Raw genomic sequence first — 22,552 nt, forward strand, 5'->3', positions numbered from 1 at the left:
CGATCACATTCTGAACACGCCGAAACGTGTCTCCTCAATCGGGGCGTTCAGCGCGGCGTTCAGCGACAGTGCCAGCACATCGCGGCTTTTGCGCGGATCGATGATACCGTCATCCCACAACCGGGCCGAAGCATAGAGCGGATGGGATTGTTCCTCGAACATATCCAGCGTCGGGCGCTTGAACTCGGCCTCTTCGGTGGCCGACCAGGTGCCGCCCTGCCGTTCGATCCCGTCGCGCTTGACGGTGGCCAACACGCCCGCCGCCTGCTCACCGCCCATCACCGATATCCGAGAGTTTGGCCATGTCCACAGGAACCGGGGCTGATAGGCGCGACCGGCCATGCCATAGTTGCCAGCCCCGAAGGACCCGCCAACCAGCATGGTGATTTTCGGTACATTCGTCGTGGCAACCGCAGTCACCATCTTGGCCCCATGCCGCGCGATGCCTTCGTTTTCATATTTCCGGCCCACCATGAAACCGGTGATGTTCTGCAAAAAGACCAGCGGGATGCGGCGCTGAGAACAAAGTTCCACGAAATGCGCGCCCTTCTGCGCCGACTCGGAAAACAGCACGCCGTTATTGGCGATGATCCCGACGGGGCAGCCTTTGACATGGGCGAAGCCGGTCACCAGCGTCTCACCGAACCGGGGCTTGAATTCGTCGAACCGAGAGCCATCGACGAGCCGCGCAATCACCTCACGAATGTCATACGGCGTGCGCAGATCAGCCGGGACCACTCCGAGGATTTCCTCGGGGTCATAGGCCGGGTCTTCGGGGCTGGCCCAATCCACGGTCTGTGGCTGGCGCAGGTTCAGCGACCCGACGGCGCGACGGGCCAAGGCGAGCGCATGGGCATCATCCTCGGCCAGGTAATCCGCCACGCCGGACAGGCGGGTATGGACGTCGCCACCGCCCAAGTCCTCGGCGCTGACAACCTCTCCGGTCGCGGCCTTGACCAAGGGCGGCCCGGCCAGAAAGATCGTGCCCTGTTCCTTCACGATAATGGTCACATCGGACATCGCAGGCACATAGGCCCCGCCCGCGGTGCACGACCCCATGACCACCGCGATCTGAGGGATGCCCTTCGCGCTCATCCGCGCTTGGTTATAGAAGATGCGGCCAAAGTGGTCGCGGTCGGGGAACACCTCATCCTGGTTGGGCAGGTTCGCACCGCCGCTATCGACCAGATAGATGCAGGGCAGATGGTTTTCCTCGGCGATCTCCTGCGCGCGGAGGTGTTTCTTGACGGTCATCGGATAATAGGTGCCGCCCTTCACGGTGGCGTCGTTGCACACCACCATGACCTCGCGTCCCTGCACCCGGCCAATGCCCGCGATCACTCCCGCCGCCGGGGCCGCATCGCCATACATTCCATGCGCCGCCGTCGCGCCAATCTCAAGGAACGGAGACCCCGAATCTAGCAGGTTCGCCACCCGCCGACGCGGCAGCATCTTGCCCCGAGATTCATGCCGCGCGCGGGATTTCTCACCCCCGCCCATACGGGCCGCCTCTGCAGCGGCAGAGATTTGCGCCAGCGCGTCCAGATGGGCGGTTCGATTTGCTTTGAAGCCCTCAGAGGCGGGCATGGCTTTGGATGTGAGTTTCATGCGCGCAGCATCCTTTTTAGTTTCGCGGGCAATTGTCGGCGTGCTCGACCGGTTTTGAAGATCGTCGGCAGCTTTCTGTCGAACCAATAGCGCCAAGGGTGGTTTACTGGGGTCTTTTCGCCCAGAAGCTCAAGCATCGCAGCAACATGTTCTCGGTCATAAAACCATAGCAGGCGCCCAGAATAACTTAGTTGGAAATATGCGTCCTGAGGCCAACGGATCTTGGTTTTTCGAGGCGTATGGCAGTTGTCGCAGATAGACGTTCCAAACAAAGAATTGAGGAGATTCCGATACATGCCTATCGGATACAGAGCATTCGACGAATGAATATCCGAACCACCGAGGCCGATATAGGCCAAGGTGTGTTCACGATGCCAGTTCGAATAGTTACGCTTGGGCTGGTCAGATTTTACAACCATTACGTCCTTCCCAAGCGTTTCGCCAACAGAGTTCTTTGCCCTGACTTCTAACTGTGCAGGTACAAATCGCGCAGGCTGTTGGCAGTTCGGGCATTCGATTGCCACGGTCTTTGGGAAGTTTGCAGTATCGCATTCGAAATCAAAGGAGGATATCATTGTCCCACCTCCCCCGCCGCCCGCGCCTTCAATTCCTTGCGGATCACCTTGCCCGTCACCGTCATCGGCAACTCCTCCAAAAACGCCACCTCGCGCGGATAGGAATACTGCGCCAGACGGTCCTTGACCCAATCCTGCAGTTCCGCGCCCGTCGCCTCGGCCCCCGGTTTTAACACCACATAGGCCTTCACGATCTCGGTCCGCAGCGGGTCGGGCTTGCCGACCACGCCGACCGTCGCCACTGCAGGGTGGGTCAGCAGGCAATCCTCGATCTCGGCGGGGCCGATGCGGTAGCCGGCCGAGGTAATCACGTCGTCATCGCGACCGACGAACCGCAGATAGTCGCCCTCCCACACGCCGCGGTCGCCGGTGATCAGCCAATCGCCGTGGAACTTTTTAGCGGTCGCATCAGGCTGGTTCCAGTATTCCAACAGCATCGAGGCCGAGCCGCGCCGGATGGCGACGTCGCCCTCTTCGTCGGTTGGCTGGCCGCTTTCATCAATCACCGCAACGACGTGCCCCGGCACCGGCTTGCCGATGCAGCCGGGCCGCACCGGGAAATCCTCGGCGCAGGAGGACACGACCATGTTGCATTCGGTCTGGCCGTAGAATTCGTTGATCGTCAAACCAAACGCCTTTTGCCCCCAGGTCAGCATTTCGGCCCCCAGTGGTTCACCACCCGACGCAACCGAGCGCAGGCCGGGTATGCTCTGATCCGCCGCCTTCAGCATCCGCAGAGCCGTGGGCGGAAAGAACACGTTGCGCACGCCGCCGCGCGCAATCACATCGGCGCAGGCTTCAGGGGTGAATTTCTCAAGCCGCGCCGCGACCACCGGGATGCCCAGCGCCAACCCGGGCATCAGCACGTCGAACAGCCCTCCGATCCAGGCCCAGTCGGCGGGCGTCCAAAGACAGTCGCCCTCGCGTAGGTGGTTGTGGCTGATCGAAACGCCCGGCAGGTGACCGGTCAGAACCCGATGCCCGTGCAGTGCCCCCTTCGGGCTGCCGGTGGTACCTGAGGTATAGATCAACACCGCCGGGTCCTCGGGGCCGGTCTCGGCAAAGGGCAGCGGATCATCGGACGGCGCAATCTGATCAACCCGGATTGGCTGCGCCAGATCGCCCAGCAATGCGGCGCCGTCCTCATCTGTCAGCACCACCTGCGCCCCTGCATCCCCAACACGAGAGGCCAGTGCGTCATGCTTGAACAGCTTGAACAGAGGCACCGAAATCGCCCCGAGCTTCCAGATCGCCAGATGGGCCGCAGCGCACCAAGGCGACTGGCTGAGCAGCACGCCCACGCGGTCACCGGGCTGCACCTGGTTCCGCAACACCCCTGCGATCCCGTCGGTCATGCGCCCGAGCTGACCATAAGAGACGGCGACGCACCCACCCGCCGTCAGATCAAGGATGGCGACACTGTCGCCGGGATGCGCCAGACATTGCCGCGCCATATTGAGGCTGGCGGGAATCTCCCAGCCCCCCGATTGCCGCATACCCGGTATGACGCTAGCGGGACACATGCATAAAACCCGTTGTTTTCATGACATTTTTCGACCACCCGCACTGTGTCAGGCTCTCAGTAATTTGATGCAGATCAGAGTTGGCGGTGTCGTTGTCCGGCAAAACCGATCCATCAGCAAATCCAAAGGCCATAAAATGACCAAAACACTCGCCGCTTTGACACTCTCCACCGCGCTTGTCGCGCTTGCCGCCCCCGCAATGGCCCAGAACCAAGGTGACTGGACCGTTGGTGTCGGTGTTGGCTACCTTGACCCGAAATCCGACAACGGCACCCTGTCCGGTGGCCTCGACGTCGAAGTAGATTCGGACACGCGCCCGATCTTCACCGTGGAATACTTCGTCCGCGACAATTTGGGTATCGAACTTCTGGCTGCCACTCCGTTCAAACACGACATCACTCTGAACGGCAGCATCGATGCAGGCAGCGTCAAGCACCTGCCGCCCACCCTGTCGCTGAACTACCACTTCCCGACCAACAGCGTTTGGAAACCCTATGTCGGCGCAGGTCTGAACTACACGATCTTCTTCGACGAAGAACTGCCCGGGCTCGAGCTTGACAACTCCTTTGGCATCGCACTGCAGGCCGGTCTGGACTACATGGTCACCGAAAAGGGTGCCGTACGCCTGAACGTCCGCTGGTTCGACATTGACTCGGATGTCTCGCTGGGTGGCACCGACATCGGCACCGCCGAAATCGATCCCTGGCTGGTCGGCGTATCCTACGTCCATAGCTTCTGATCCTTTGAAAGAACGCCCCGCAGCTCCCTCGTCTGCGGGGCGTTTTTCCATCACAGCATTTCGCTCATCAATTCCCGCCCGATCAGCATCCGGCGGATTTCACTGGTCCCTGCGCCGATCTCCATCAGCTTGGCGTCGCGGAAAATCCGGCTGACCGCCGAATCCGCCAGAAACCCGGCCCCACCCATCGCCTGCACCGCCTGATGCGCCTGTACCATCGCCTGCTCCGAGGCATAGAGGCAGCACGCCGCCGCGTCCTGACGGGTCACGTCGCCCCGGTCACAAGCCTTCGCAACCTCATAGACATAGGCCCGCGCCGAATTCATCGCAGTATACATGTCGGCGATCTTGCCCTGCATCAGTTGAAAGCTGCCGATCGGTTTGCCGAACTGCTTGCGCTCGGCCAGATAGGGCATGATCTCGTCCAGACAGGCTGCCATGATACCCGTACCGATCCCAGCCAGAACCACGCGTTCGTAATCCAGCCCCGACATCAGCACCGCGACCCCTTTGCCCTCTTCGCCCAGAACGTTTTCGAACGGCACTTCGACATCTTCGAAAATCAATTCAGCCGTGTTCGAACCGCGCATCCCCAGCTTGTCGAAATGGGGTGAGGTCGAAAACCCCTTCATCTCTTTCTCGATCAGAAAGGCCGTGATCCCCTTTGATCCCGCCTCCGGGTCCGTCTTGGCATAGACGACCAGAGTATCCGCGTCCGGCCCGTTGGTGATCCAATACTTGGTGCCGTTCAGCCGGTAATGATCGTTGCGCTTTTCCGCACGCAGTTTCATCGACACCACGTCAGACCCTGCCGAGGCCTCGGACATCGCCAATGCGCCCACATGCTCTCCTGAAATCAGACGCGGCAGATACTTCGCCTTCTGCTCGTCGGTTCCATTCAGCTTGATCTGGTTGACGCACAGATTTGAATGCGCCCCGTAAGACAGCGAAACCGAGGCCGAGGCCCGCGCGACTTCCTCCACCGCAACGGTATGGGCCAGGTACGACATCCCTGCCCCGCCATACTCTTCGGGGACCGTGATCCCGAGCATCCCCAAATCGCCCATCTCTTTCCACAACTCGTTGGGAAAAGCATTGGATTTGTCGACCTCAGCCGCGATCGGCTTAACCCGATCCTGCGCCCAGCGATGCACCATCTCGCGCAGGGCATTCACGTCTTCACCCAGATCAAATTGCATTGTGGCCGAGAACATACGCGATCTCCTCCTTCGCACAAATGAACACATGTTCAATAAACTGATAGCAGCCGAATTGCATCTGGTCAACGACCCTGATCGGCGCGATCCCCAAAACGCAGACAGCCGCCCCAAAAGGCGGCTGCCAAAAAGAGCGTGCACCGCAGGTGCACTCGATTGGATCAGGATTGGTGGACCGCACCAACCTCGGATCGGATGATGCGCGCGATCAAACGACAATCCTCCAGCGAAAAGGTCAGTGGCACACGCATGTCCATGATGCCTGCCAGAATGCGGTCACTCGCCGGCAAAGGCACGCTGTCCGCATACCGCCAGCTGTCATAGCGGGACGTAAACCCCGCCGGCTCCGCCCCGCCGAACCACTTAAGCTCCACCCCACGCGTGGCACAGCGCCGGATCACCTCGGCAATGCGCTCCGGCGACCAGTCGAGCAACAGGAACTGGATCGACGACCCGACATATGCTTCCTCTTCGGGACGCTCGACGATGGTCAGGCCCGGCGTTCCGCGCAGCCCCGCCGCGATCTCGTCATACCGTTCATTCCAACGCTGCACCTGACGGCCCAGATCCCGCAGCTGCGGGCGCAGAATGGCGGCACGCAGGTTGTCCATACGGCCGGATACATTCGGCGTGGTGTACTTGATCCGCTCAAACACCTCCGGCCCCGGCGCGGCCAGGTGGCGTTCATAGAGCATATAGGACCCCGACAGCATCGTCGCCTTGGCCGCCAGCTCTTCGTCATCGGTGATCAGCAACCCGCCTTCACCGGAATTGACATGCTTATAGGTCTGGCAGGAATAGCACCCGATTGCCCCCTGGCGACCCGAAAGCTGCCGGCGCCACGCCGCACCCATCGTGTGGGCGCAATCCTCGATCACGATAACGCCAGCCGCATCGCAGATCTGCATCAGCCGATCCATGTCGCACAAATGCCCGCGCATATGGCTGAGCATCAGGACCTTCGCCTGATCCAGCTTTGCCTCAAGGTCATCCAGATCAATGGTCAGGCTCTCAGTCACGCCCACAAAGACCGGCCGCGCCCCGACCGAGGCAATCGCCCCCGGCACCGGCGCCAGCGTAAAGGCATTGGTCAGAACCGGATCACCGGGCTGAACGCCAACTGCCCGCAGCGCCGTCGCCAGAGCATAGCCGCCCGAGGACACCGCCAGACAGTACTTCGCCCCCATTTGCGCCGCGAATTCCTGCTCCAGCAGGGCGGTCTCGCCCAGTTCTCCGGGCACGACGTTGTAACGGTGCAGGCGTCCGTGGCGCAGGACGGTCATCGCGGCCTCGATCGCCTCTTCGGGGATGGGTTCCTGCTGGGTAAAGCTGCCAGTGAAAATCTCAGTCATAGGCTTTTTCTGATGCCGCACGGGCTGAGGGTCAAGAGATCACGCCGCCGCACCGATCAGCCCTTCGACCACCGCATGCAGATCGTCGAAGTGATGCAGCAAGGCTTCGGGCTCCAGCGCAGCCATGTCATCGCCGGACGGGCCGAACGTGACAAGAACCGAGGGCACACCAGCAGCACGTGCGGTGTTGCGGTCGGTATCGGAATCTCCGATCAGCACACACAGATCCGGGTGCCCGCCGGCCCGACGCGCGGCCTCGCGCAGGGGTTCCGGGTCCGGCTTGCGCACCGGCAACGTGTCCGCGCCGACCAAAGAGGCAAACGCATCCCGCACGCCCATCTGGGTCAGCAACTGATGCGCCAAAGCCTCGGGCTTGTTGGTGCAGATGCCCACGCCATAACCGGCGGACCGCAAAACCTCGACCGCGTCCAGCGCACCGGGATAGAACTGGGTGTGGGTGTCGATGGCCTGCGAATACGCCTCGAGCAACGTTGGGTAATAGGCGTGAACCGTATCTTCGTCATAGGCCCCGACCCGCTTGAGCCCATGCGTCAGCATCATCCGCCCACCCCGCAACGCAACCGCCGCGTCCTGTCCGTGCACCAGCACATCGCCATGCCCCATCTGTCGGAAACAGTGGTTCGCCGCGGCCAGCAAATCACCGGATGTATCGGCCAGAGTTCCGTCCAGATCGAAGATAACTGTGCGCATTGTGCCTCCTGCCTCGGCGGGTTTTTGCCGTGTCGTGTTGCAAACGGCAATCTTGTTTGATGGCTGAACCGCTTGCGCCTTTGACCTCAGCGGATAAAACGGACGGCAACAAAACACAAAGAGAAATCGATTTCATGAGCACTGCCCTTGTCATCCTTGCCGCCGGAAAAGGCACCAGGATGCATTCGGATATCCCCAAAGTTCTGCACCCCATCGCCCAAGTCCCGATGCTGGTCCACGCCATGCGCGCCGGTGCAGTGCTTTCGCCCGAGCGCACCGTGATCGTCACCGGCCATGGAGCCGAGGCCGTGGCAAAGGTCGCCGCGAACGAGGACGACACCGCGCAGATCGCGGTACAGGAAGAACAATTGGGTACCGCCCATGCCGTCGCACAGGCTCGCGACGCGCTGCAGGAGTTCGAGGGCGATGTGGTGGTTCTGTATGGCGACACGCCGTTCCTGCAGCCCGACACGCTGGAACGCATGATCGCGGCGCGGGCGGATAATGATCTGGTCATTCTGGGGTTCGAGGCCGCCGATCCGGCGCGCTATGGCCGTCTGGTGATGAAGGGCGACAGCCTGGAACGGATCGTCGAATTCAAAGACGCCTCAGATCAGGAACGCGCCATAACCTTGTGTAACTCAGGCCTTTTGGCGTGTGACGCCGAGACACTGTTTTCCCTGATCGACGCGGTGGGCAATGACAACGCAGCAGGTGAATACTATCTGCCCGACGTGGTTGAAATCGCCCGCAATCGCGGCCTGAAGGTCACGGCCGTCGCCTGTGACGAGGCGCAGACGCTGGGCGTGAATTCGCGCGTTGACCTGGCCGCTGCGGATGCTGTGTTTCAGGCCAATGCCCGTACCACCCTGTCGGAATTGGGCGTCACCCTGATGGCCCCCGAAACCGTCTATCTGGCCGCCGACACCATCATCGGCCGCGATACGGTGATCGAACCAAACGTGGTCTTCGGCCCCGGAGTCACCGTCGAAAGCGGCGCAACGATCCGGGCGTTTTCACATCTGGAAGGCTGCCATGTCAGCCGTGGCGCCGTCGTCGGCCCCTATGCCCGCCTGCGCCCCGGCGCGGAACTGGCGGAAAACACCCGCATCGGCAATTTTGTCGAGATCAAGAACGCTGAAATCGCGGAAGGCGCCAAGGTCAACCACCTCAGCTATATCGGCGACGCCTTGGTTGGGGCGGTAACCAATATCGGCGCAGGCACAATCACCTGCAACTATGACGGTGTGATGAAGCACCGCACCACGATTGGCGAGAATGTCTTTATCGGCTCGAACACCATGCTGGTGGCCCCGGTCACGCTGGGGGATGGCGCGATGACGGCAACCGGAACCGTGGTAACCCGCGACGTAGAACCCGACGCGCTGGCCGTGGCCCGCGCCAAGCAGGACAACAAGCCGGGTTATGCACGTAAATTGTTTGACATGTTGAAGGCGAAGAAGGCTCGCCGCGACAAAGGAGCCTGATCCATGTGTGGAATCGTAGGTGTTCTGGGCGAACACGAAGCCGCCCCCATTCTGGTCGAAGCCCTGAAGCGGCTGGAATATCGCGGCTATGACAGTGCGGGCATCGCCACGGTCAATAATGGCGTGCTTGGGCGACGCCGTGCGGTGGGCAAGCTGGTCAATCTCAGCGATCTGCTGGTGCACGACCCGTTGCCGGGCAAATCCGGCATCGGGCATACCCGCTGGGCCACGCACGGCGCGCCCTCGGTTACCAACGCGCACCCCCACAAGGCCGGTCCGGTCGCCGTGGTACACAACGGCATCGTCGAAAACTATCGCGAGCTACGAGCGGAACTGGCCGAACATGGCGTGGATTTCGTGACCGAAACCGACACCGAAACCGTGGCCCTGATGGCAGAGCATTACCTGAACACCGGCCTGCCCCCGGTTGAGGCTGCTTTCAAGACCATCAACCGCCTCAAGGGCGCTTTTGCGCTGGCCTTCCTGTTCGACGGACAGGACGACCTGATCGTTGCGGCCCGCAAGGGCTCACCTCTGGCCATCGGGCATGGAGTTGGTGAGATGTTCGTGGGCTCGGACGCGATTGCGCTGGCACCGCTGACCGACCGCATCACCTATCTTGAGGAAGGCGACCGCGCGGTCCTGACCCGCACCTCGCTTGAGATCCGCAACGAGGCCGGAGAGCTGGCAAACCGCGAAACCCGCCAGATCAAACTGGACCAGACGCGGGCCGATAAGGCGGGTCACAAGCACTTTATGGCCAAGGAAATCGCCGAGCAACCCGTGGTGGTGGCCGAAGCGATCCGGTCATACCTGCCCACCGGCGGGAATGAGGTCGTTCTGCCGGGTGATCTGGACTTCACCAAGCTCGACCGCCTGACCATGGTCGCCTGCGGCACCGCCTTCTATGCCTGTCTGACTGCGAAATACTGGTTCGAACAACTGGCCAAGATGCCGGTCGAGGTCGATATCGCCAGCGAGTTCCGCTATCGCGAACCGCCGATCCCTGGCCGGACTGCGGCACTGTTCGTCAGCCAGTCGGGGGAAACCGCCGACACGCTGGCCGCGCTGCGCTATTGCGAGGGCAAGGCCGACAAGATCGTGTCGGTGGTCAATGTTCCCGAAAGCTCGATCGCGCGGGAAAGCGATCTTGCCCTGCCCATCCACGCGGGGGTCGAGATTGGTGTGGCCTCGACCAAGGCGTTCACCTGTCAGCTCAGCGTGTTGCTGATGCTGGCGCTGAAGGCCGCTGCAGACCGGGGAACGCTGAGCGACGAGGAACTGGCCGATCACGCCGCCGCACTGCGCGGGCTGCCCACGGCGCTCAACACCGCGCTGGATCAGAACCAGGCCATCAGGAAATCCGCTCAGCGTCTTTCCGAGGCCCGCGACGTGCTGTTTCTGGGCCGTGGCCTGATGTATCCGCTGGCGATGGAAGGCGCGCTGAAGCTCAAGGAAATCAGCTATATCCACGCCGAAGGTTATGCGTCAGGCGAACTGAAACACGGCCCCATCGCCCTGATCGACAAACACATGCCGGTGGTCGTCATGGCCCCGCGCGATGCGGTGTTCGACAAGACCGTCTCGAACATGCAAGAGGTGATGGCGCGCAAGGGCAAGGTCATTCTGGTCTCGGACGATGACGGCATTGCCGAGGCCAAGGACGGCGTCTGGAGCACCATTCGCATGCCCCACATCCACACCAGCCTCGCCCCGATCCTGTATTCGGTTCCGGCGCAGCTGCTGGCCTATCATACGGCGGTGGCAAAAGGCACGGACGTGGACCAGCCGCGCAATCTGGCGAAATCCGTCACGGTGGAGTGAAACATGGCCAAAAAATTTCCGGAGCTGGACGACGCCCAGCAGAAGTTCATCGCAGATCAGCACCTCTTTTTCGTCGGCACCGCTGCGCCTGACGGGCGGGTGAATATCTCGCCCAAGGGGATGGACTCGCTGCGCGTTCTGGGGCCGAACCGGATTGTCTGGATGAACCTGACAGGCAGCGGCAATGAAACCGCCGGGCATTTGCTGGAAACCAATCGCATGACGCTGATGTGGTGTTCCTTCACCACCCGCCCTCTGATCCTGCGCACCTATGGGACCGCGCGCACCTTGCATGTAGGCGACGCTGGCTGGGACGAACTGGCCGGCCTGTTCCCCGATCACCGCAGCGCGCGGCAGATTTATGATCTCGATATCGATCTGGTTCAGACCTCCTGCGGCTATGCGGTGCCGTTCATGGAGTATCAGTCCGACCGGGACACCATGCAGAAATGGGTGGACGGCAAGTCCGACGACGACATCCGCGCCTATTGGGTGGAAAAGAACCAGCAGACCATCGACGGCAAACCAACCCGCGCCGACTGATCCGATGCTGGACACCTATCTGGATCAGATCAAAGCCCATGCGGATGCCGAACGCGCCGAGCAGATGGCGTCTTATCACAAGGCCGATCGTCCTTATCTGGGCGTCGGAAACCCGGTGCTGAATGACCTGACAAAGGCATGGCGTCAGGAACTGGACGTGCCCGCGCGCGTCGAACTGGCAGATGCGCTCTGGCAGACCAACATCCACGAAGGCCGTCTGGCCGCCGCCAAACTGCTGACGCAGGCGCGCATTCGCCCCGATGACGCGGTCTGGGAGCTTTTGCAAAGCTGGCTGCCCGATTTCGATGCCTGGGCAGTGGCAGATCACGCCTGCATGGCAATGCAAAAACGCTTGTCGGCCGACCCGTCCCGGTTGGATCAGGTCGAAGACTGGACGACGTCCGATCACATGTGGACCCGGCGCGCGGCGCTGGTGGCGACGCTGCCCTGGACCAAACAGAACCACCCCAAACCCGACGATCTGGCGCGGCGCGACCGTATCCTCGGCTGGGCGGCGAGTTACGTCCCTGACCGCGACTGGTTCATCCAGAAGGCCATCGCCTGGTGGCTGCGTGATCTGTCGAAACACGACCCGGACCGCGTGATTGCCTTTCTGGTCTCACATGGCGAGGCAATGAAACCCTTTGCCCGCCGCGAGGCCGGAAAGTTCCTGAAAGATCAGTTGGAATAGACCTCAAGCTCAACCAACTCGTCGAACGGCAACAACAAGGCTCGCATTGCATCCAACGACAATCGGCTTCCGCCACCCTCGGGCCCTGGTGCCGGAACCAGAGTGATATAGGCCTGCGATCCGGTTTTCGGCACAACCACGCGACCGGTGAATTCGGTATCGACCAGCGGCGTCTGCAGCCAACGGCCCGGCGTCGTCGGGTCGCCCAGCCCGGCAATGGTGGTCTTTGCCCCGACCCAGCCGGCGGCAGTGGCTGGCAAGGGCTCCGGCTCAACCGGCGTTTCGACCACAACCTCTTCGACCTCGGCGGGCTTTTCATCACCCCCGAAAACGCGGTCTGTTGTTGATCGCACGGTGTCGCATCCCGCAACCAGAACGCACAAAGTCAAAAGCGTATATCTCATACCAACAGCCTACCGCCCTGCGCGCATCTGTACCAGCGCAAAGGAAACTTCGCCCTTGTCGCAGGCATGTCCCGGCTTTACCTATGTCGCATGACTGCTCCGCTTATCGACCCGTTCGCACGCGCGATTACTTACCTCCGCGTCTCCGTCACGGACCGCTGCGATTTCCGCTGCGTGTACTGCATGTCCGAGGACATGAAGTTCCTGCCGAAGAAAGACCTGCTGACGCTGGAAGAGCTGGACCGGATGTGCACCACCTTCGTGAAGATGGGGGTCGAGAAACTGCGCATCACCGGCGGTGAACCGCTTGTGCGCCGCAATATCATGACGTTTTTCAACAGCATGACCCGGCATCTGGACAGCGGCGCGTTGAAAGAGCTGACGCTGACCACCAATGGGTCTCAGCTGCATCGCTTTGCGGATGACCTTTATGCGGCGGGCGTGCGGCGGGTGAATATCTCGCTGGATACGCTGGACGAGGACAAGTTCGCGCAGATCACGCGCTGGGGCCGCCTGAAGCAGGTGCTGAACGGCATCGACGCGGCGCAAAAGGCTGGACTGCGGATCAAGATCAACGCGGTGGCCCTGAAAGGCTTCAACGAAGAAGAACTGCCCACCATCACGAAATGGTGTGCCGAGCGCGACATGGACCTGACCTGGATCGAGGTCATGCCCATGGGCGACATCGGAAACGAGGATCGACTGGACCAGTACTGGTCGCTGAAGGACGTGCGCAAGGAATATGAAAACCACTATTCGGTGACCGATCTGGCCGAACGGACCGGTGGGCCTGCGCGCTATGTACGGCTGGAGGAGACCGGGCAAAAGATCGGCTTCATCACGCCGCTGTCGCATAACTTCTGCGAAAGCTGCAACCGCGTGCGCCTGACCTGCACCGGTGAGCTTTTCATGTGCCTCGGCCAAGAGGACATGGCCGATCTGCACGGCGCCCTGCGCGACCATCCCGACACCGAGCAACCGCTCGAGGATGCGATCCGCGCCGCGATCAACCTCAAGCCCAAGGGGCATGATTTCGACTATTCCCGTCAGGCGATTGACGGCCAGATGAGCCGTCACATGAGCCACACGGGCGGCTGACATGCCGGATCAACCGGGTCGGCCGACGCTGCTCTATCACCTGTATTGCGGCCTGACCTCAGTTGCAGGCCCTCTGGTCTGGCGCACGGTGCGGAAAAAGCTACAGGCGGCCGACGTTCCCGTAGTCCGCCAACAAGAACGTCTGGGCCATGCCGGTCAGCTCCGCCCCGACGGGCGCCTGATCTGGTTCCACGCGGCCAGCGTCGGTGAAACCCTGTCGGTGATCAGCCTGATCAAACGGCTGGGCGAGCGTCTACCCGATGCCGCGTTTCTGATCACCTCGGGCACCCCCACCTCGGCTGCGCTGATCGAGAAACGCATGCCACCACGCACGCGCCACCAATACCCCCCCCTCGACATACCCGGCCCCGTCCGACGCTTTCTGGATCACTGGCGCCCCGACGCCGGTATCTTTGTCGAAAGCGAAATCTGGCCCCGCCTTATTGTCGAAGGCGCGGCCCGTGGCATCCCTCTGGCGCTGCTCAACGCCCGCCTGTCGGATAAATCCGTCAAAGGCTGGAAAAAACGCACCGAAACGGCACGCTTCATTCTCGACCACTTCCGCCTGTTCCTGACGCAGAACGACAAGACGGCGGCAAACCTGATCGACATGGGCGCACGCGCGGAACGCGTACAGCCCGGTACGAACCTCAAGGCGATGTCCGACCCGCTGCCCGTGGACCAAACCACGCTGTCCGACATTCGCACCCAGATCGGAAACCGCCCCGTCTGGATCGCCAGTTCCACCCATGCGGGCGAAGAGGAAATCGTTCTGGCCGCCCATGCGGCGCTGCTCGAACGCTGGCCCGATCTGCTTTTGTTTCTGATCCCCCGCCACCCCGAGCGCCGCAACGAAGTCGCCACGCTGATTGAGCAAGCTGGGCAAAACGCGGCACTCCGGTCAGCCGGAGATCAGATCACCGAGGAAACACAAATCTACGTGGCGGACACTCTGGGTGAGACCGGCACATGGTACGCCCTCTGCCCCATCGTGTTTCTGGGCGGGTCCCTGAAAGAGATCGGCGGCCACAACCCGTTCGAACCCGCACAGGCCGGAGCCGCCGTGATCACCGGTCCGGGCTATTTCAACTTTGCCGAAACCTTTGCCCCGCTGATCGCAACAGGTGGAGCGCTGCAAGTCCAATCCGCCACCGACCTAGCCGCAGCCGTCGCAACCTGGCTGTCGGATCAAAACGCTCTGGACACGGCGCGCGAGGCTGCAAAATCCTGTGTGAACACCCAAAAAACCGCGCTGGATGCCATCGTCGAAACGCTCTGCACCCAACTCAGCCTGTCTGACCGGGATCCATCTTCATCTGTCTAAAAATATCCCGGGGGTGCGGGGGCAGAGCCCCCGCGCTGACCCTCAGGCCGCAGGCATTCGCTGTTCCACGATTCCGGCCCACCAACTGCACCCGGCAGGGATGGCCTCATCATTGAAATTGTATTCGGGATGGTGCACCGCCGCCGTATCGCCATTGCCGACCAGAATATACGCGCCCGGACGTTCCTCGAGCATGAAGGCAAAATCCTCGCCGCCCATGATCAACGGCGCCTCGTCACAGCTGCCGGAAATGGATCGTGCGACATCTGCGGCGAAACCGGTCTGCTCGTCGCTGTTCACCATCACCGGATAGCCCCGGTAATACGTCACTTCGGCGACCCCGCCAAAGGTCGCGGCCACACCGCTGCAGATTTCCTTTATACGTTTCTCTGCCATATCCCGCATCTCCGAACTCATCGTGCGAACGGTCCCTTTCAATTGAACAGTCTGCGGGATCACGTTGAAGGCCGTGGACGAGGTCTCAAATGATGTCACCGAAACCACCACCTGATCCACCGGATCGGCATTGCGCGCGGCGACCGTCTGCAAGGCCAGCACCGCCTGCGCGGCCATCACGGTGCTATCGATCGTCTCATGCGGTTTGGCGGCGTGTCCGCCCTTGCCTTCGAATGTGATGTCGAACTGATCGGTGGCCGCAAAAAACGCGCCGGGACGAATGGCAAAGCTGCCCACGGGGCGGCCGGGCCAATTGTGCATCCCGTAAACCTCCTGAATGCCCCAGCGGTCCATCATACCGTCTTCGCACATCTCGCGGCCGCCACCGCCGCCCTCTTCCGCCGGCTGAAAGATCACAACAACAGTGCCGTCGAAGTTCCGGGTTTCCGACAGGTATTTCGCCGCCCCCAGCAACATCGCCGTGTGCCCATCATGGCCACAAGCGTGCATCGCCCCCTCGGTTTTGGAGGCATAGTCCAGCCCTGTTGCCTCAAGGATGGGCAGCGCATCCATATCCGCCCGCAGGCCGATGACCTTGCCGCCGGTATCGACCTTCCCCTTGATGACACCGACAACCCCTGTGCGGCCAATGCCGGTCACGACCTCATCACAGCCGAACTCTTTCAGCTTGTCCGCGACCAGGGCGCTGGTGCGATGGGTTTCAAACAGGATCTCGGGATGTTCATGAATGTCGCGGCGCCATTCGGTGATTTCCCCCTGCAGTTCGGCAAAGCGGTTCTTGATCGGCATGGTCATCTCCCAACTTGTTTTTTTTGACCGGGGTACATCCCGGTTTAATCGTGGCGTCAATCCAAAGGCGCAGGCCGCAGCGCGCCGGACAACAGGGCAATCAGAACGGCCAAAGGCAGCAAGGCCGTGAACGCCAGTCGTAATGTAAGCATCTCGGCCAGAAACCCAATAAGCGGCGGGCCGATCAACAGCCCTCCATAGCCGAGCGTCGCCACACTTGCGATGGCCCGCCCCGGTGGGACGTGCGGATCATTGGCGGCCCGGCTGAAGGCCAACGGCATGATCACGGCATAGCCGACCCCCATCAAGGCAAAGCCTGCCAGCGCCAACCCAGCCTCGCCTGCCGAGACAACACCCAGCACGCCCAACGCCGCGCAAACGCCGCCGAAACGGGCAGTGGCAACGGGGCCAAAGCGCGCAATTACAAAGCCGCCGGCCAACCGGATAGCGACCATTGTCACCGAAAACACGGCGTAGCCGAGGGCCGCGATGCTTTCTGCCGCTCCGGTCACGTCGCGCAGGAATATCGCGCTCCAGTCCGCTACGGCACCTTCGCCCAATGCACCGCACAGGGCGGTGAAACCCACGAGGATCAGCGCGCCCGAGGGTAATGCAAAAACCGCCCCTCCATGCGCCGCGGCCTTGCGGGACGACCAGTGCACCCAGGACAAAGCCAGTGCCAGCGCCACAACGACACCGCCGGCCAGCAAAAAATGCTGCATCACCGTCAGCCCCATCTGCACTGCCCCATACCCGCTGAGCGCACCCAGCCCGGCCCCAAGACTCCACATCGCGTGAAACGAGGACATGACTGGCTTGCGATAAGCCTGTTCCACCTCGGCCGCCCAAGCGTTCATCGCCACATCCATCGAGCCGTGGAAGGCCCCGAACACAAACAGGAACGCCGCCAGCGCCCAGAAACCACCCGCCATAGCCAGCAGGATCAGTGACAGCGTGTAGAGAACCGCGACAATCCGCGTCAGGGCCACCGCTCCGAACCGGTCGGTCAATCGTCCGGTCACCGGAAAGGAACACACCGCCCCCGCCGCCATGAACAAAAGGCCATAGCCCAGCGCCTCATGCGTCAGGTCGAGCCGATCGCGTACGGCGGGGATACGAGACGCCCAGATGCCGAACAGCGCACCGTTCAGGATGAACATGGCAGCCACGGCCCGCCACGCGGCCACAAGTCCGATCACCGGGTTTCCTTCGCAGACAGCGTCACTCGCCCCTGTTCTACAGGCTGAGGGCGGATTGGCAAATGCCGTTCATTCCAGCCGCTTGCGAACCCGCCGGATAAAGAACCAGACCGCCAGCACCACCGGGATCGTCACGGCTGCTGTCAGCATCCCCTTGCTCATCCCCGCCTTGGTCAACGGGTACAGCACATAGCTGACCAGCGAGACGGCGTAGTAGCTGATGGCCACGACCGAGAGCCCCTCGACCGTGTGCTGCAGCCGCAGGGCCAGATCGGCGCGGCGATCCATGCTTTCCAACAGCGCCTGGTTCTGCGCACTGCGCTCCACATCCACCCGCGTGCGCAACAGTTCCCCGGCCCGAATAGCCCGGTCGGACAGCGCCTGCAAACGACGTTCCGTGGACTTCACGGTACGTATGGCAGGGTCGTAGCGACGCATCATGAAATCGGCAAAGCTCTGGCGGCCCTCGAACCGCTCTTCCCGCAGAACTTCAATCCGCTGGTTCACGATCGCCTCATAAGCGCCCGTTGCCCCGAACCGGAACGAACACTGGGCCGAGAGGGTTTCAAGCTCGGTCGAGGTAGACAGCAGATCAGGCAGCAATTCGTCGGGATGGGCCGAGTTGTCGGTCATCTGCCCCATCAACCCGGTCAGCCTGCTGTCCAACTCGCCGATACGGTGCGTCAGTTGTTTGACCCGGGCGAAACCCAGCATCGACATCGCTTTGTAGGTCTCGATCTCACACAGGCGCTGGATGATACGACCGGTCCTGCGCCGCCCGGTGCCCTTGGTCACAAACAGCGCAAAGCGCATGTGACCGGCCGGGTCGATACGAAAATCGCTGGCACAAATGGCAGCATCATCCAGCACCCGCGCCACGGCCAGGCTTTCGGGCTCGAACCAATCCGCCAGAGCCGCCTGAACCGCTTCATCCTGCTGCCGTCCGACCACCCGGATCATCGCCGAAGTCACCCGCTGTCCCGGGCTGGCCATCAACCAATCAGGCGGGAAGACCTCAAAATCAGCCGGGTTAAAGGCGCGGTCACTGACGTTCTGCGTGATCGCGGTATAGGTGACGAACTCGGTATGCTGTTCCCACTTCAGCCAGTGACGACCGATCTGCCCCGCATAATGGGTGGCCTGCGGCTGCGGGTGCTGTGCGCCATGCCGATCCAACAGGTTGATCAGATGGGCCAGATCCTCATCCCGATCCCGCGCTGCCGCAGCCTCGGGCTTTTTGATCGCAAGAAAAGCCACGGTGCACGGCGTCCCCGCGACCGGAAAAGGGCGCGCGTGCAGCTCATTGGCCAGCGCATAGCGCAGCGGATGGTCGTCGATGGGCGTCATACAGGGCTCCGATTCATCCGGGCACTATACGAGACATCGAAAATACATCAATTCTCTTTTTATTTCATGCACTTACATGGATACGACAGTATACATATCCCGCTATGTCATTGATTTGGCTGCCACAGCTCGATCGAATTGCCCTCAGGGTCATGAATGCGGGCAAACTTTCCGACCTCGCTGTCCCACTCGGCACGGGTTTCAACCGTGATCCCGGCGGCTTGCAACTGCGTGATCATCGCAGCCAGATCATCGACACGGAAATTGATCATCCATTGCTGTTCGGCCCGCCCGAAATACTCGGTATCCTGCGCGAAAGGGGCAAACACCGTGTAGCCCTCGCGCTGCTTCCAGGGCACCGGATCGTAGTGATTGACGCCAAGGTGCTTTTCGTACCAGGCACTCAGGGCTTCGGGATCACGCGCGCGAAAGAACACGCCGCCTATTCCATTCACCTTCTGCATCACCAGCCTCCGTGGATTGCGTTTCCCAATAATACCCCGCTTGCTTCATCTGGCCAAAAATATCCTGGGGGGCCGCCTTTGGTTGCGCCATTGGTTCGAGCATCCAATGGCGGCGGGGGGCAAAGCCCCCCTGCATAAGAAAACAGAAAAGGGCGCCCGCAGGCGCCCTTTGCAATTTGGTTAACCCTGTTGATCAGTCGATCATCGGCAGCAGTTTGTCCAGCGACTGCTTGGCGTCACCGTAGAACATGCGGGTGTTTTCCTTGAAGAACAGCGGATTTTCGATGCCCGAATATCCGGTGCCCTGACCGCGTTTCGACACGAAGACCTGCTTGGCCTTCCAGCATTCCAGAACCGGCATGCCGGCGATGGGGCTGTTGGGGTCTTCCTGCGCCGCAGGGTTCACGATGTCATTCGAACCGATCACGATGGCCACATCCGTGTCCGGGAAGTCGTCGTTGATCTCATCCATCTCAAGCACGATGTCATACGGCACCTTCGCCTCGGCCAGCAGCACGTTCATGTGACCTGGCAGACGACCGGCGACAGGGTGGATGGCAAAGCGCACCTCTTTGCCCTTGGCGCGCAGCTTACGGACCAGTTCGCTGACCGATTGCTGCGCCTGCGCCACCGCCATGCCGTAGCCGGGGATGATGATCACGCTGTCGGCGTCGTTCAAGGCAGCCGCAACACCATCGGCATCGATGGCCACCTGCTCACCCTCAACCGCCATCTGCTCTCCCTGTGGGCCGCCAAAGCCGCCAAGGATCACGCTGACAAAGTGACGGTTCATCGCCTTACACATGATGTAGGACAGGATCGCACCCGACGAACCCACCAGCGCACCAACCACGATCAACAGGTCGTTGCCCAGCGAGAAGCCGATAGCGGCAGCAGCCCAACCCGAATACGAGTTCAGCATCGACACAACCACCGGCATGTCGGCGCCGCCGATGCCCATGATCAGGTGATAGCCGATGAACAGCGCCGCCAGCGTCATCAGGAACAGCGGGAAGAAGCCACCCGATGCGGTGTACCAGATCAGACAGATCAGCGAGAGACCCGCCGCCGCCGCGTTCAACGCATGACCGCCGGGCAGCTTGGTCGCCGCCGAGGTCACCTTGCCCGCCAACTTGCCGTAGGCCACGACCGAGCCAGTAAAGGTGATCGCACCGATGAAGACGCCCAGGAACAGTTCGACATGCAGGATCGAGAGTTCCGCAGGGGTTTTCTTGGCAATCAGTTGGGCAAACCCTCCAAGACCGGTGTACAGCACCTCTTTCGATGCATCGTCGACCGCCATCACTTCGGCGACGTTCAGAACTTCGAAATGCGCGTTGTAGCCAACAAACACAGCCGCCAGACCGACCAGCGAGTGCATCGCGGCCACCAGCTGCGGCATCTCGGTCATCTGGACGCGCTGCGCCACATATTGACCGATAAAGCCACCGCCAGCGATCAGCAGCAGTGACAGCAGCCACAGGCCCGAACCCGGACCGACCAGCGTGGCAAAGACCGCCAGCGCCATGCCGACAATGCCGTACCAGACCGCGCGCTTGGCGCTTTCCTGGTTCGACAGACCGCCGAGCGAAAGGATGAACAGAACAGCCGCAACGACATAGGCGGCAGTAGTGAAGCCAAATTCCATGTGCCCGGCCTCCTTAAGATTTCTGGAACATGGCAAGCATGCGCCGGGTTACGAGGAAGCCGCCGAAGATGTTGATCCCGGCCATGAAGACGGACAGCGCCGCCAGCAGAATAACCAGGAACGAGCCCGATCCGATCTGCATCAGCGCCCCAACAATGATGATCGACGAGATCGCGTTGGTGATCGCCATCAGCGGTGTATGCAGCGAATGCGAGACGTTCCAGATCACCTGGAAGCCCACAAAGATCGCCAGCACGAAGACGATGAAATGCTGCATGAAGCTGGCCGGAGCAACCAGCCCCACCAGCAGCATCAGCGCACCGCCAACCCCCAGCAGCGTGAACTGCTGCTTGGTCTGCGCCTTGAAGGCCGCGATCTCCTGCGCCTTTTTCTCTTCCGGGGTAAGTTCCTTGACCTCGGCCTTGGGCTGCGCCGCAATCGCCTGCACCTTGGGCGGTGGCGGCGGGAAGGTGATCTCGCCCTCATGGGTCACGGTCGAGCCGCGGATCACGTCATCTTCCATGTCGTGGTTGATCTGACCGTCCTTCTCGGGCGTCAGATCTGTCATCATGTGACGGATATTGGTCGCGTACAAAGACGAAGACTGCGCCGCCATCCGGCTGGGGAAATCGGTATAGCCGATGATGGTCACGCCATTGTCGGTGACGACCTTTTCGTCCGGCACGGTGCCTTCGACGTTGCCGCCGCGTTCGGCGGCCAAGTCAACGATGACCGAGCCCGGCTTCATCGCCTTGACCATATCCTCAAGCCACAGCTTCGGCGCCGGGCGGTTGGGGATCAGGGCAGTGGTGATGACGATGTCCATCTCGGGCGCCAGTTCGCGGAACTTGGCAAGCTGTGCCTCGCGGAATTCCTCGGACTGGACCGAGGCATAACCGCCGGTGGCCGCACCGTCCTGCTGTTCTTCTTCGAAATCCAGATAGACGAACTCGGCCCCCATGGATTCGACCTGCTCGGCCACCTCCGGACGCACGTCAAACGCGTAGGTGATTGCACCCAGCGAGGTCGACGTCCCGATGGCCGCCAGACCGGCCACACCCGCGCCAACAATCAGAACCTTCGCAGGCGGCACCTTGCCGGCCGCCGTGACCTGACCGGTAAAGAAACGGCCAAAGTTGTTGCCCGCCTCGATCACCGCGCGGTAACCGGCGATATTGGCCATCGAAGACAGCGCGTCCATCTTCTGGGCGCGAGAAATACGCGGCACCATCTCCATCGCGATCACGTTGGCGCCTTTGGACTTGGCCAGTTCCATCCCTTCTTCGTTCCCCGCCGGGTTGAAGAAGGAAATCAGCGTCTTGCCTTTGGTCAGACGCTTTAGCTCGGTCTCAGTCGGGATCCGAACTTTGGCGATAATGTCAGAGTTTTTCCACAGCGAAGCGGCGGTTTTTACGATCTCGACGCCTGCGGCCTCATAGGCCTCATCCGAAAAACCGGCAGCGGCACCCGCCCCTTTTTCGATGGCGCAGTCATAGCCCAGTTTCTGCAACTGCACAGCAGAATCCGGGGTCATCGCAACCCGGTTTTCACCGTCCAGTATTTCTTTTGGTGTGCCTATTTTCACTGGCAGT

The 22,552-nt window shown here is 61.4% G+C and carries 20 protein-coding genes; 7 read left to right on the forward strand and 13 right to left on the reverse strand.

The window, feature by feature from the left end; genetic code table 11:
- Positions 1-3: 3 nt before the first annotated feature.
- The 3 genes from ACR0NT_RS03385 to ACR0NT_RS03395 are packed head-to-tail and all read right to left on the reverse strand — an operon-like array spanning position 4 to position 3,706.
- Positions 4-1,608, reverse strand: a complete 1,605-nt coding sequence (locus ACR0NT_RS03385; protein WP_170670824.1) for a carboxyl transferase domain-containing protein — start codon at positions 1,606-1,608, stop codon at positions 4-6.
- Positions 1,605-2,183 carry a hypothetical protein gene (locus tag ACR0NT_RS03390; protein WP_170670822.1) on the reverse strand — a complete coding sequence of 193 codons (579 nt, stop codon included), beginning with the start codon at positions 2,181-2,183 and terminating at the stop codon, positions 1,605-1,607. The genes ACR0NT_RS03385 and ACR0NT_RS03390 overlap by 4 nt, the downstream gene beginning before the upstream one ends.
- Complete coding sequence (locus tag ACR0NT_RS03395; protein WP_170670821.1) at positions 2,180-3,706, reverse strand: AMP-binding protein; 1,527 nt, start codon at positions 3,704-3,706, stop codon at positions 2,180-2,182. Before ACR0NT_RS03395 ends, ACR0NT_RS03390 begins: the two co-directional genes overlap by 4 nt.
- Positions 3,707-3,842: 136 nt before the next feature.
- Between ACR0NT_RS03395 and ACR0NT_RS03400 the strand changes: the two genes are divergently transcribed.
- Positions 3,843-4,445 carry an OmpW family outer membrane protein gene (locus tag ACR0NT_RS03400; protein WP_170441329.1) on the forward strand — a complete coding sequence of 201 codons (603 nt, stop codon included), beginning with the start codon at positions 3,843-3,845 and terminating at the stop codon, positions 4,443-4,445.
- 50 nt (positions 4,446-4,495) lie between these two features.
- On the opposite strand, the gene ACR0NT_RS03405 is transcribed toward ACR0NT_RS03400, so the two are convergent.
- The 3 genes from ACR0NT_RS03405 to ACR0NT_RS03415 form a co-directional block, all read right to left on the reverse strand.
- Entirely contained in the window at positions 4,496-5,659 is a 1,164-nt protein-coding gene (locus tag ACR0NT_RS03405; protein ID WP_170670819.1) for an isovaleryl-CoA dehydrogenase, read from the reverse strand.
- Between the two features lie 164 nt (positions 5,660-5,823).
- Positions 5,824-7,014 carry an aminotransferase class I/II-fold pyridoxal phosphate-dependent enzyme gene (locus ACR0NT_RS03410; RefSeq protein WP_170670817.1) on the reverse strand — a complete coding sequence of 397 codons (1,191 nt, stop codon included), beginning with the start codon at positions 7,012-7,014 and terminating at the stop codon, positions 5,824-5,826.
- A 39-nt stretch (positions 7,015-7,053) separates the two neighbouring features.
- Positions 7,054-7,725 (reverse strand): HAD-IA family hydrolase, encoded by a 672-nt coding sequence (locus ACR0NT_RS03415; RefSeq protein ID WP_170670815.1) that lies wholly within the window; start codon positions 7,723-7,725, stop codon positions 7,054-7,056.
- A 134-nt stretch (positions 7,726-7,859) separates the two neighbouring features.
- Here ACR0NT_RS03415 and glmU point away from each other — a divergent pair, with 134 nt between their 5' ends.
- The 4 genes from glmU to ACR0NT_RS03435 are packed head-to-tail and all read left to right on the forward strand — an operon-like array spanning position 7,860 to position 12,270.
- Positions 7,860-9,212, forward strand: a complete 1,353-nt coding sequence (gene glmU, locus ACR0NT_RS03420; RefSeq protein WP_170670813.1) for a bifunctional UDP-N-acetylglucosamine diphosphorylase/glucosamine-1-phosphate N-acetyltransferase GlmU — start codon at positions 7,860-7,862, stop codon at positions 9,210-9,212.
- Positions 9,213-9,215: 3 nt separating this feature from the next.
- Positions 9,216-11,036, forward strand: a complete 1,821-nt coding sequence (gene glmS, locus ACR0NT_RS03425) for a glutamine--fructose-6-phosphate transaminase (isomerizing) (RefSeq protein WP_170670811.1) — start codon at positions 9,216-9,218, stop codon at positions 11,034-11,036.
- Between the two features lie 3 nt (positions 11,037-11,039).
- Positions 11,040-11,579 (forward strand): pyridoxamine 5'-phosphate oxidase family protein, encoded by a 540-nt coding sequence (locus tag ACR0NT_RS03430; protein WP_170441309.1) that lies wholly within the window; start codon positions 11,040-11,042, stop codon positions 11,577-11,579.
- A gap of 4 nt (positions 11,580-11,583) precedes the next feature.
- Positions 11,584-12,270 (forward strand): DNA alkylation repair protein, encoded by a 687-nt coding sequence (locus tag ACR0NT_RS03435; protein ID WP_170670809.1) that lies wholly within the window; start codon positions 11,584-11,586, stop codon positions 12,268-12,270.
- Here ACR0NT_RS03435 and ACR0NT_RS03440 read toward each other — a convergent pair.
- Entirely contained in the window at positions 12,258-12,674 is a 417-nt protein-coding gene (locus tag ACR0NT_RS03440) for a hypothetical protein (protein WP_170670807.1), read from the reverse strand. The two genes, ACR0NT_RS03435 and ACR0NT_RS03440, sit on opposite strands and share 13 nt — an antisense overlap.
- 90 nt (positions 12,675-12,764) lie before the next feature.
- Between ACR0NT_RS03440 and moaA the strand changes: the two genes are divergently transcribed.
- Positions 12,765-13,772 (forward strand): GTP 3',8-cyclase MoaA, encoded by a 1,008-nt coding sequence (moaA, locus tag ACR0NT_RS03445; protein WP_170670805.1) that lies wholly within the window; start codon positions 12,765-12,767, stop codon positions 13,770-13,772.
- 1 nt (position 13,773) lies between these two features.
- Entirely contained in the window at positions 13,774-15,096 is a 1,323-nt protein-coding gene (locus ACR0NT_RS03450) for a 3-deoxy-D-manno-octulosonic acid transferase (RefSeq protein ID WP_170441301.1), read from the forward strand.
- A gap of 42 nt (positions 15,097-15,138) precedes the next feature.
- On the opposite strand, the gene ACR0NT_RS03455 is transcribed toward ACR0NT_RS03450, so the two are convergent.
- The 6 genes from ACR0NT_RS03455 to ACR0NT_RS03480 form a co-directional block, all read right to left on the reverse strand.
- Positions 15,139-16,302: a M20 aminoacylase family protein gene (locus tag ACR0NT_RS03455; RefSeq protein WP_170441299.1), complete on the reverse strand. Its 1,164-nt coding sequence runs from the start codon at positions 16,300-16,302 to the stop codon at positions 15,139-15,141.
- A 56-nt stretch (positions 16,303-16,358) separates the two neighbouring features.
- A complete protein-coding gene (locus ACR0NT_RS03460; protein WP_480442607.1) occupies positions 16,359-17,501 on the reverse strand; it encodes an MFS transporter in 1,143 nt (380 codons plus the stop codon).
- Between the two features lie 69 nt (positions 17,502-17,570).
- Entirely contained in the window at positions 17,571-18,848 is a 1,278-nt protein-coding gene (locus tag ACR0NT_RS03465) for a DUF3422 domain-containing protein (RefSeq protein ID WP_170670803.1), read from the reverse strand.
- A 107-nt stretch (positions 18,849-18,955) separates the two neighbouring features.
- The gene (locus ACR0NT_RS03470; RefSeq protein WP_170670801.1) at positions 18,956-19,312 is read right to left on the reverse strand and encodes a VOC family protein; all 357 of its coding nucleotides are present in this window, start codon (positions 19,310-19,312) and stop codon (positions 18,956-18,958) included.
- A gap of 193 nt (positions 19,313-19,505) precedes the next feature.
- A complete protein-coding gene (locus ACR0NT_RS03475) occupies positions 19,506-20,960 on the reverse strand; it encodes an NAD(P)(+) transhydrogenase (Re/Si-specific) subunit beta (RefSeq protein WP_170441292.1) in 1,455 nt (484 codons plus the stop codon).
- A gap of 13 nt (positions 20,961-20,973) precedes the next feature.
- Positions 20,974-22,545 carry a Re/Si-specific NAD(P)(+) transhydrogenase subunit alpha gene (locus ACR0NT_RS03480; RefSeq protein WP_170441289.1) on the reverse strand — a complete coding sequence of 524 codons (1,572 nt, stop codon included), beginning with the start codon at positions 22,543-22,545 and terminating at the stop codon, positions 20,974-20,976.
- Positions 22,546-22,552: the final 7 nt, after the last annotated feature.

The sequence above is a fragment of the Ruegeria sp. AB10 genome (assembly GCF_056542745.1).

Coding starts and splice junctions, on each gene's coding strand:
- ACR0NT_RS03385 (WP_170670824.1), bottom strand. CDS start 1,608: ATGAAACTCACATCCAAAGCCATGCCCGCCTCTGAGGGCTTCAAAGCA.
- ACR0NT_RS03390 (WP_170670822.1), bottom strand. CDS start 2,183: ATGATATCCTCCTTTGATTTCGAATGCGATACTGCAAACTTCCCAAAG.
- ACR0NT_RS03395 (WP_170670821.1), bottom strand. CDS start 3,706: ATGTGTCCCGCTAGCGTCATACCGGGTATGCGGCAATCGGGGGGCTGG.
- ACR0NT_RS03400 (WP_170441329.1), top strand. CDS start 3,843: ATGACCAAAACACTCGCCGCTTTGACACTCTCCACCGCGCTTGTCGCG.
- ACR0NT_RS03405 (WP_170670819.1), bottom strand. CDS start 5,659: ATGTTCTCGGCCACAATGCAATTTGATCTGGGTGAAGACGTGAATGCC.
- ACR0NT_RS03410 (WP_170670817.1), bottom strand. CDS start 7,014: ATGACTGAGATTTTCACTGGCAGCTTTACCCAGCAGGAACCCATCCCC.
- ACR0NT_RS03415 (WP_170670815.1), bottom strand. CDS start 7,725: ATGCGCACAGTTATCTTCGATCTGGACGGAACTCTGGCCGATACATCC.
- glmU (WP_170670813.1), top strand. CDS start 7,860: ATGAGCACTGCCCTTGTCATCCTTGCCGCCGGAAAAGGCACCAGGATG.
- glmS (WP_170670811.1), top strand. CDS start 9,216: ATGTGTGGAATCGTAGGTGTTCTGGGCGAACACGAAGCCGCCCCCATT.
- ACR0NT_RS03430 (WP_170441309.1), top strand. CDS start 11,040: ATGGCCAAAAAATTTCCGGAGCTGGACGACGCCCAGCAGAAGTTCATC.
- ACR0NT_RS03435 (WP_170670809.1), top strand. CDS start 11,584: ATGCTGGACACCTATCTGGATCAGATCAAAGCCCATGCGGATGCCGAA.
- ACR0NT_RS03440 (WP_170670807.1), bottom strand. CDS start 12,674: ATGAGATATACGCTTTTGACTTTGTGCGTTCTGGTTGCGGGATGCGAC.
- moaA (WP_170670805.1), top strand. CDS start 12,765: ATGACTGCTCCGCTTATCGACCCGTTCGCACGCGCGATTACTTACCTC.
- ACR0NT_RS03450 (WP_170441301.1), top strand. CDS start 13,774: ATGCCGGATCAACCGGGTCGGCCGACGCTGCTCTATCACCTGTATTGC.
- ACR0NT_RS03455 (WP_170441299.1), bottom strand. CDS start 16,302: ATGCCGATCAAGAACCGCTTTGCCGAACTGCAGGGGGAAATCACCGAA.
- ACR0NT_RS03465 (WP_170670803.1), bottom strand. CDS start 18,848: ATGACGCCCATCGACGACCATCCGCTGCGCTATGCGCTGGCCAATGAG.
- ACR0NT_RS03470 (WP_170670801.1), bottom strand. CDS start 19,312: ATGCAGAAGGTGAATGGAATAGGCGGCGTGTTCTTTCGCGCGCGTGAT.
- ACR0NT_RS03475 (WP_170441292.1), bottom strand. CDS start 20,960: ATGGAATTTGGCTTCACTACTGCCGCCTATGTCGTTGCGGCTGTTCTG.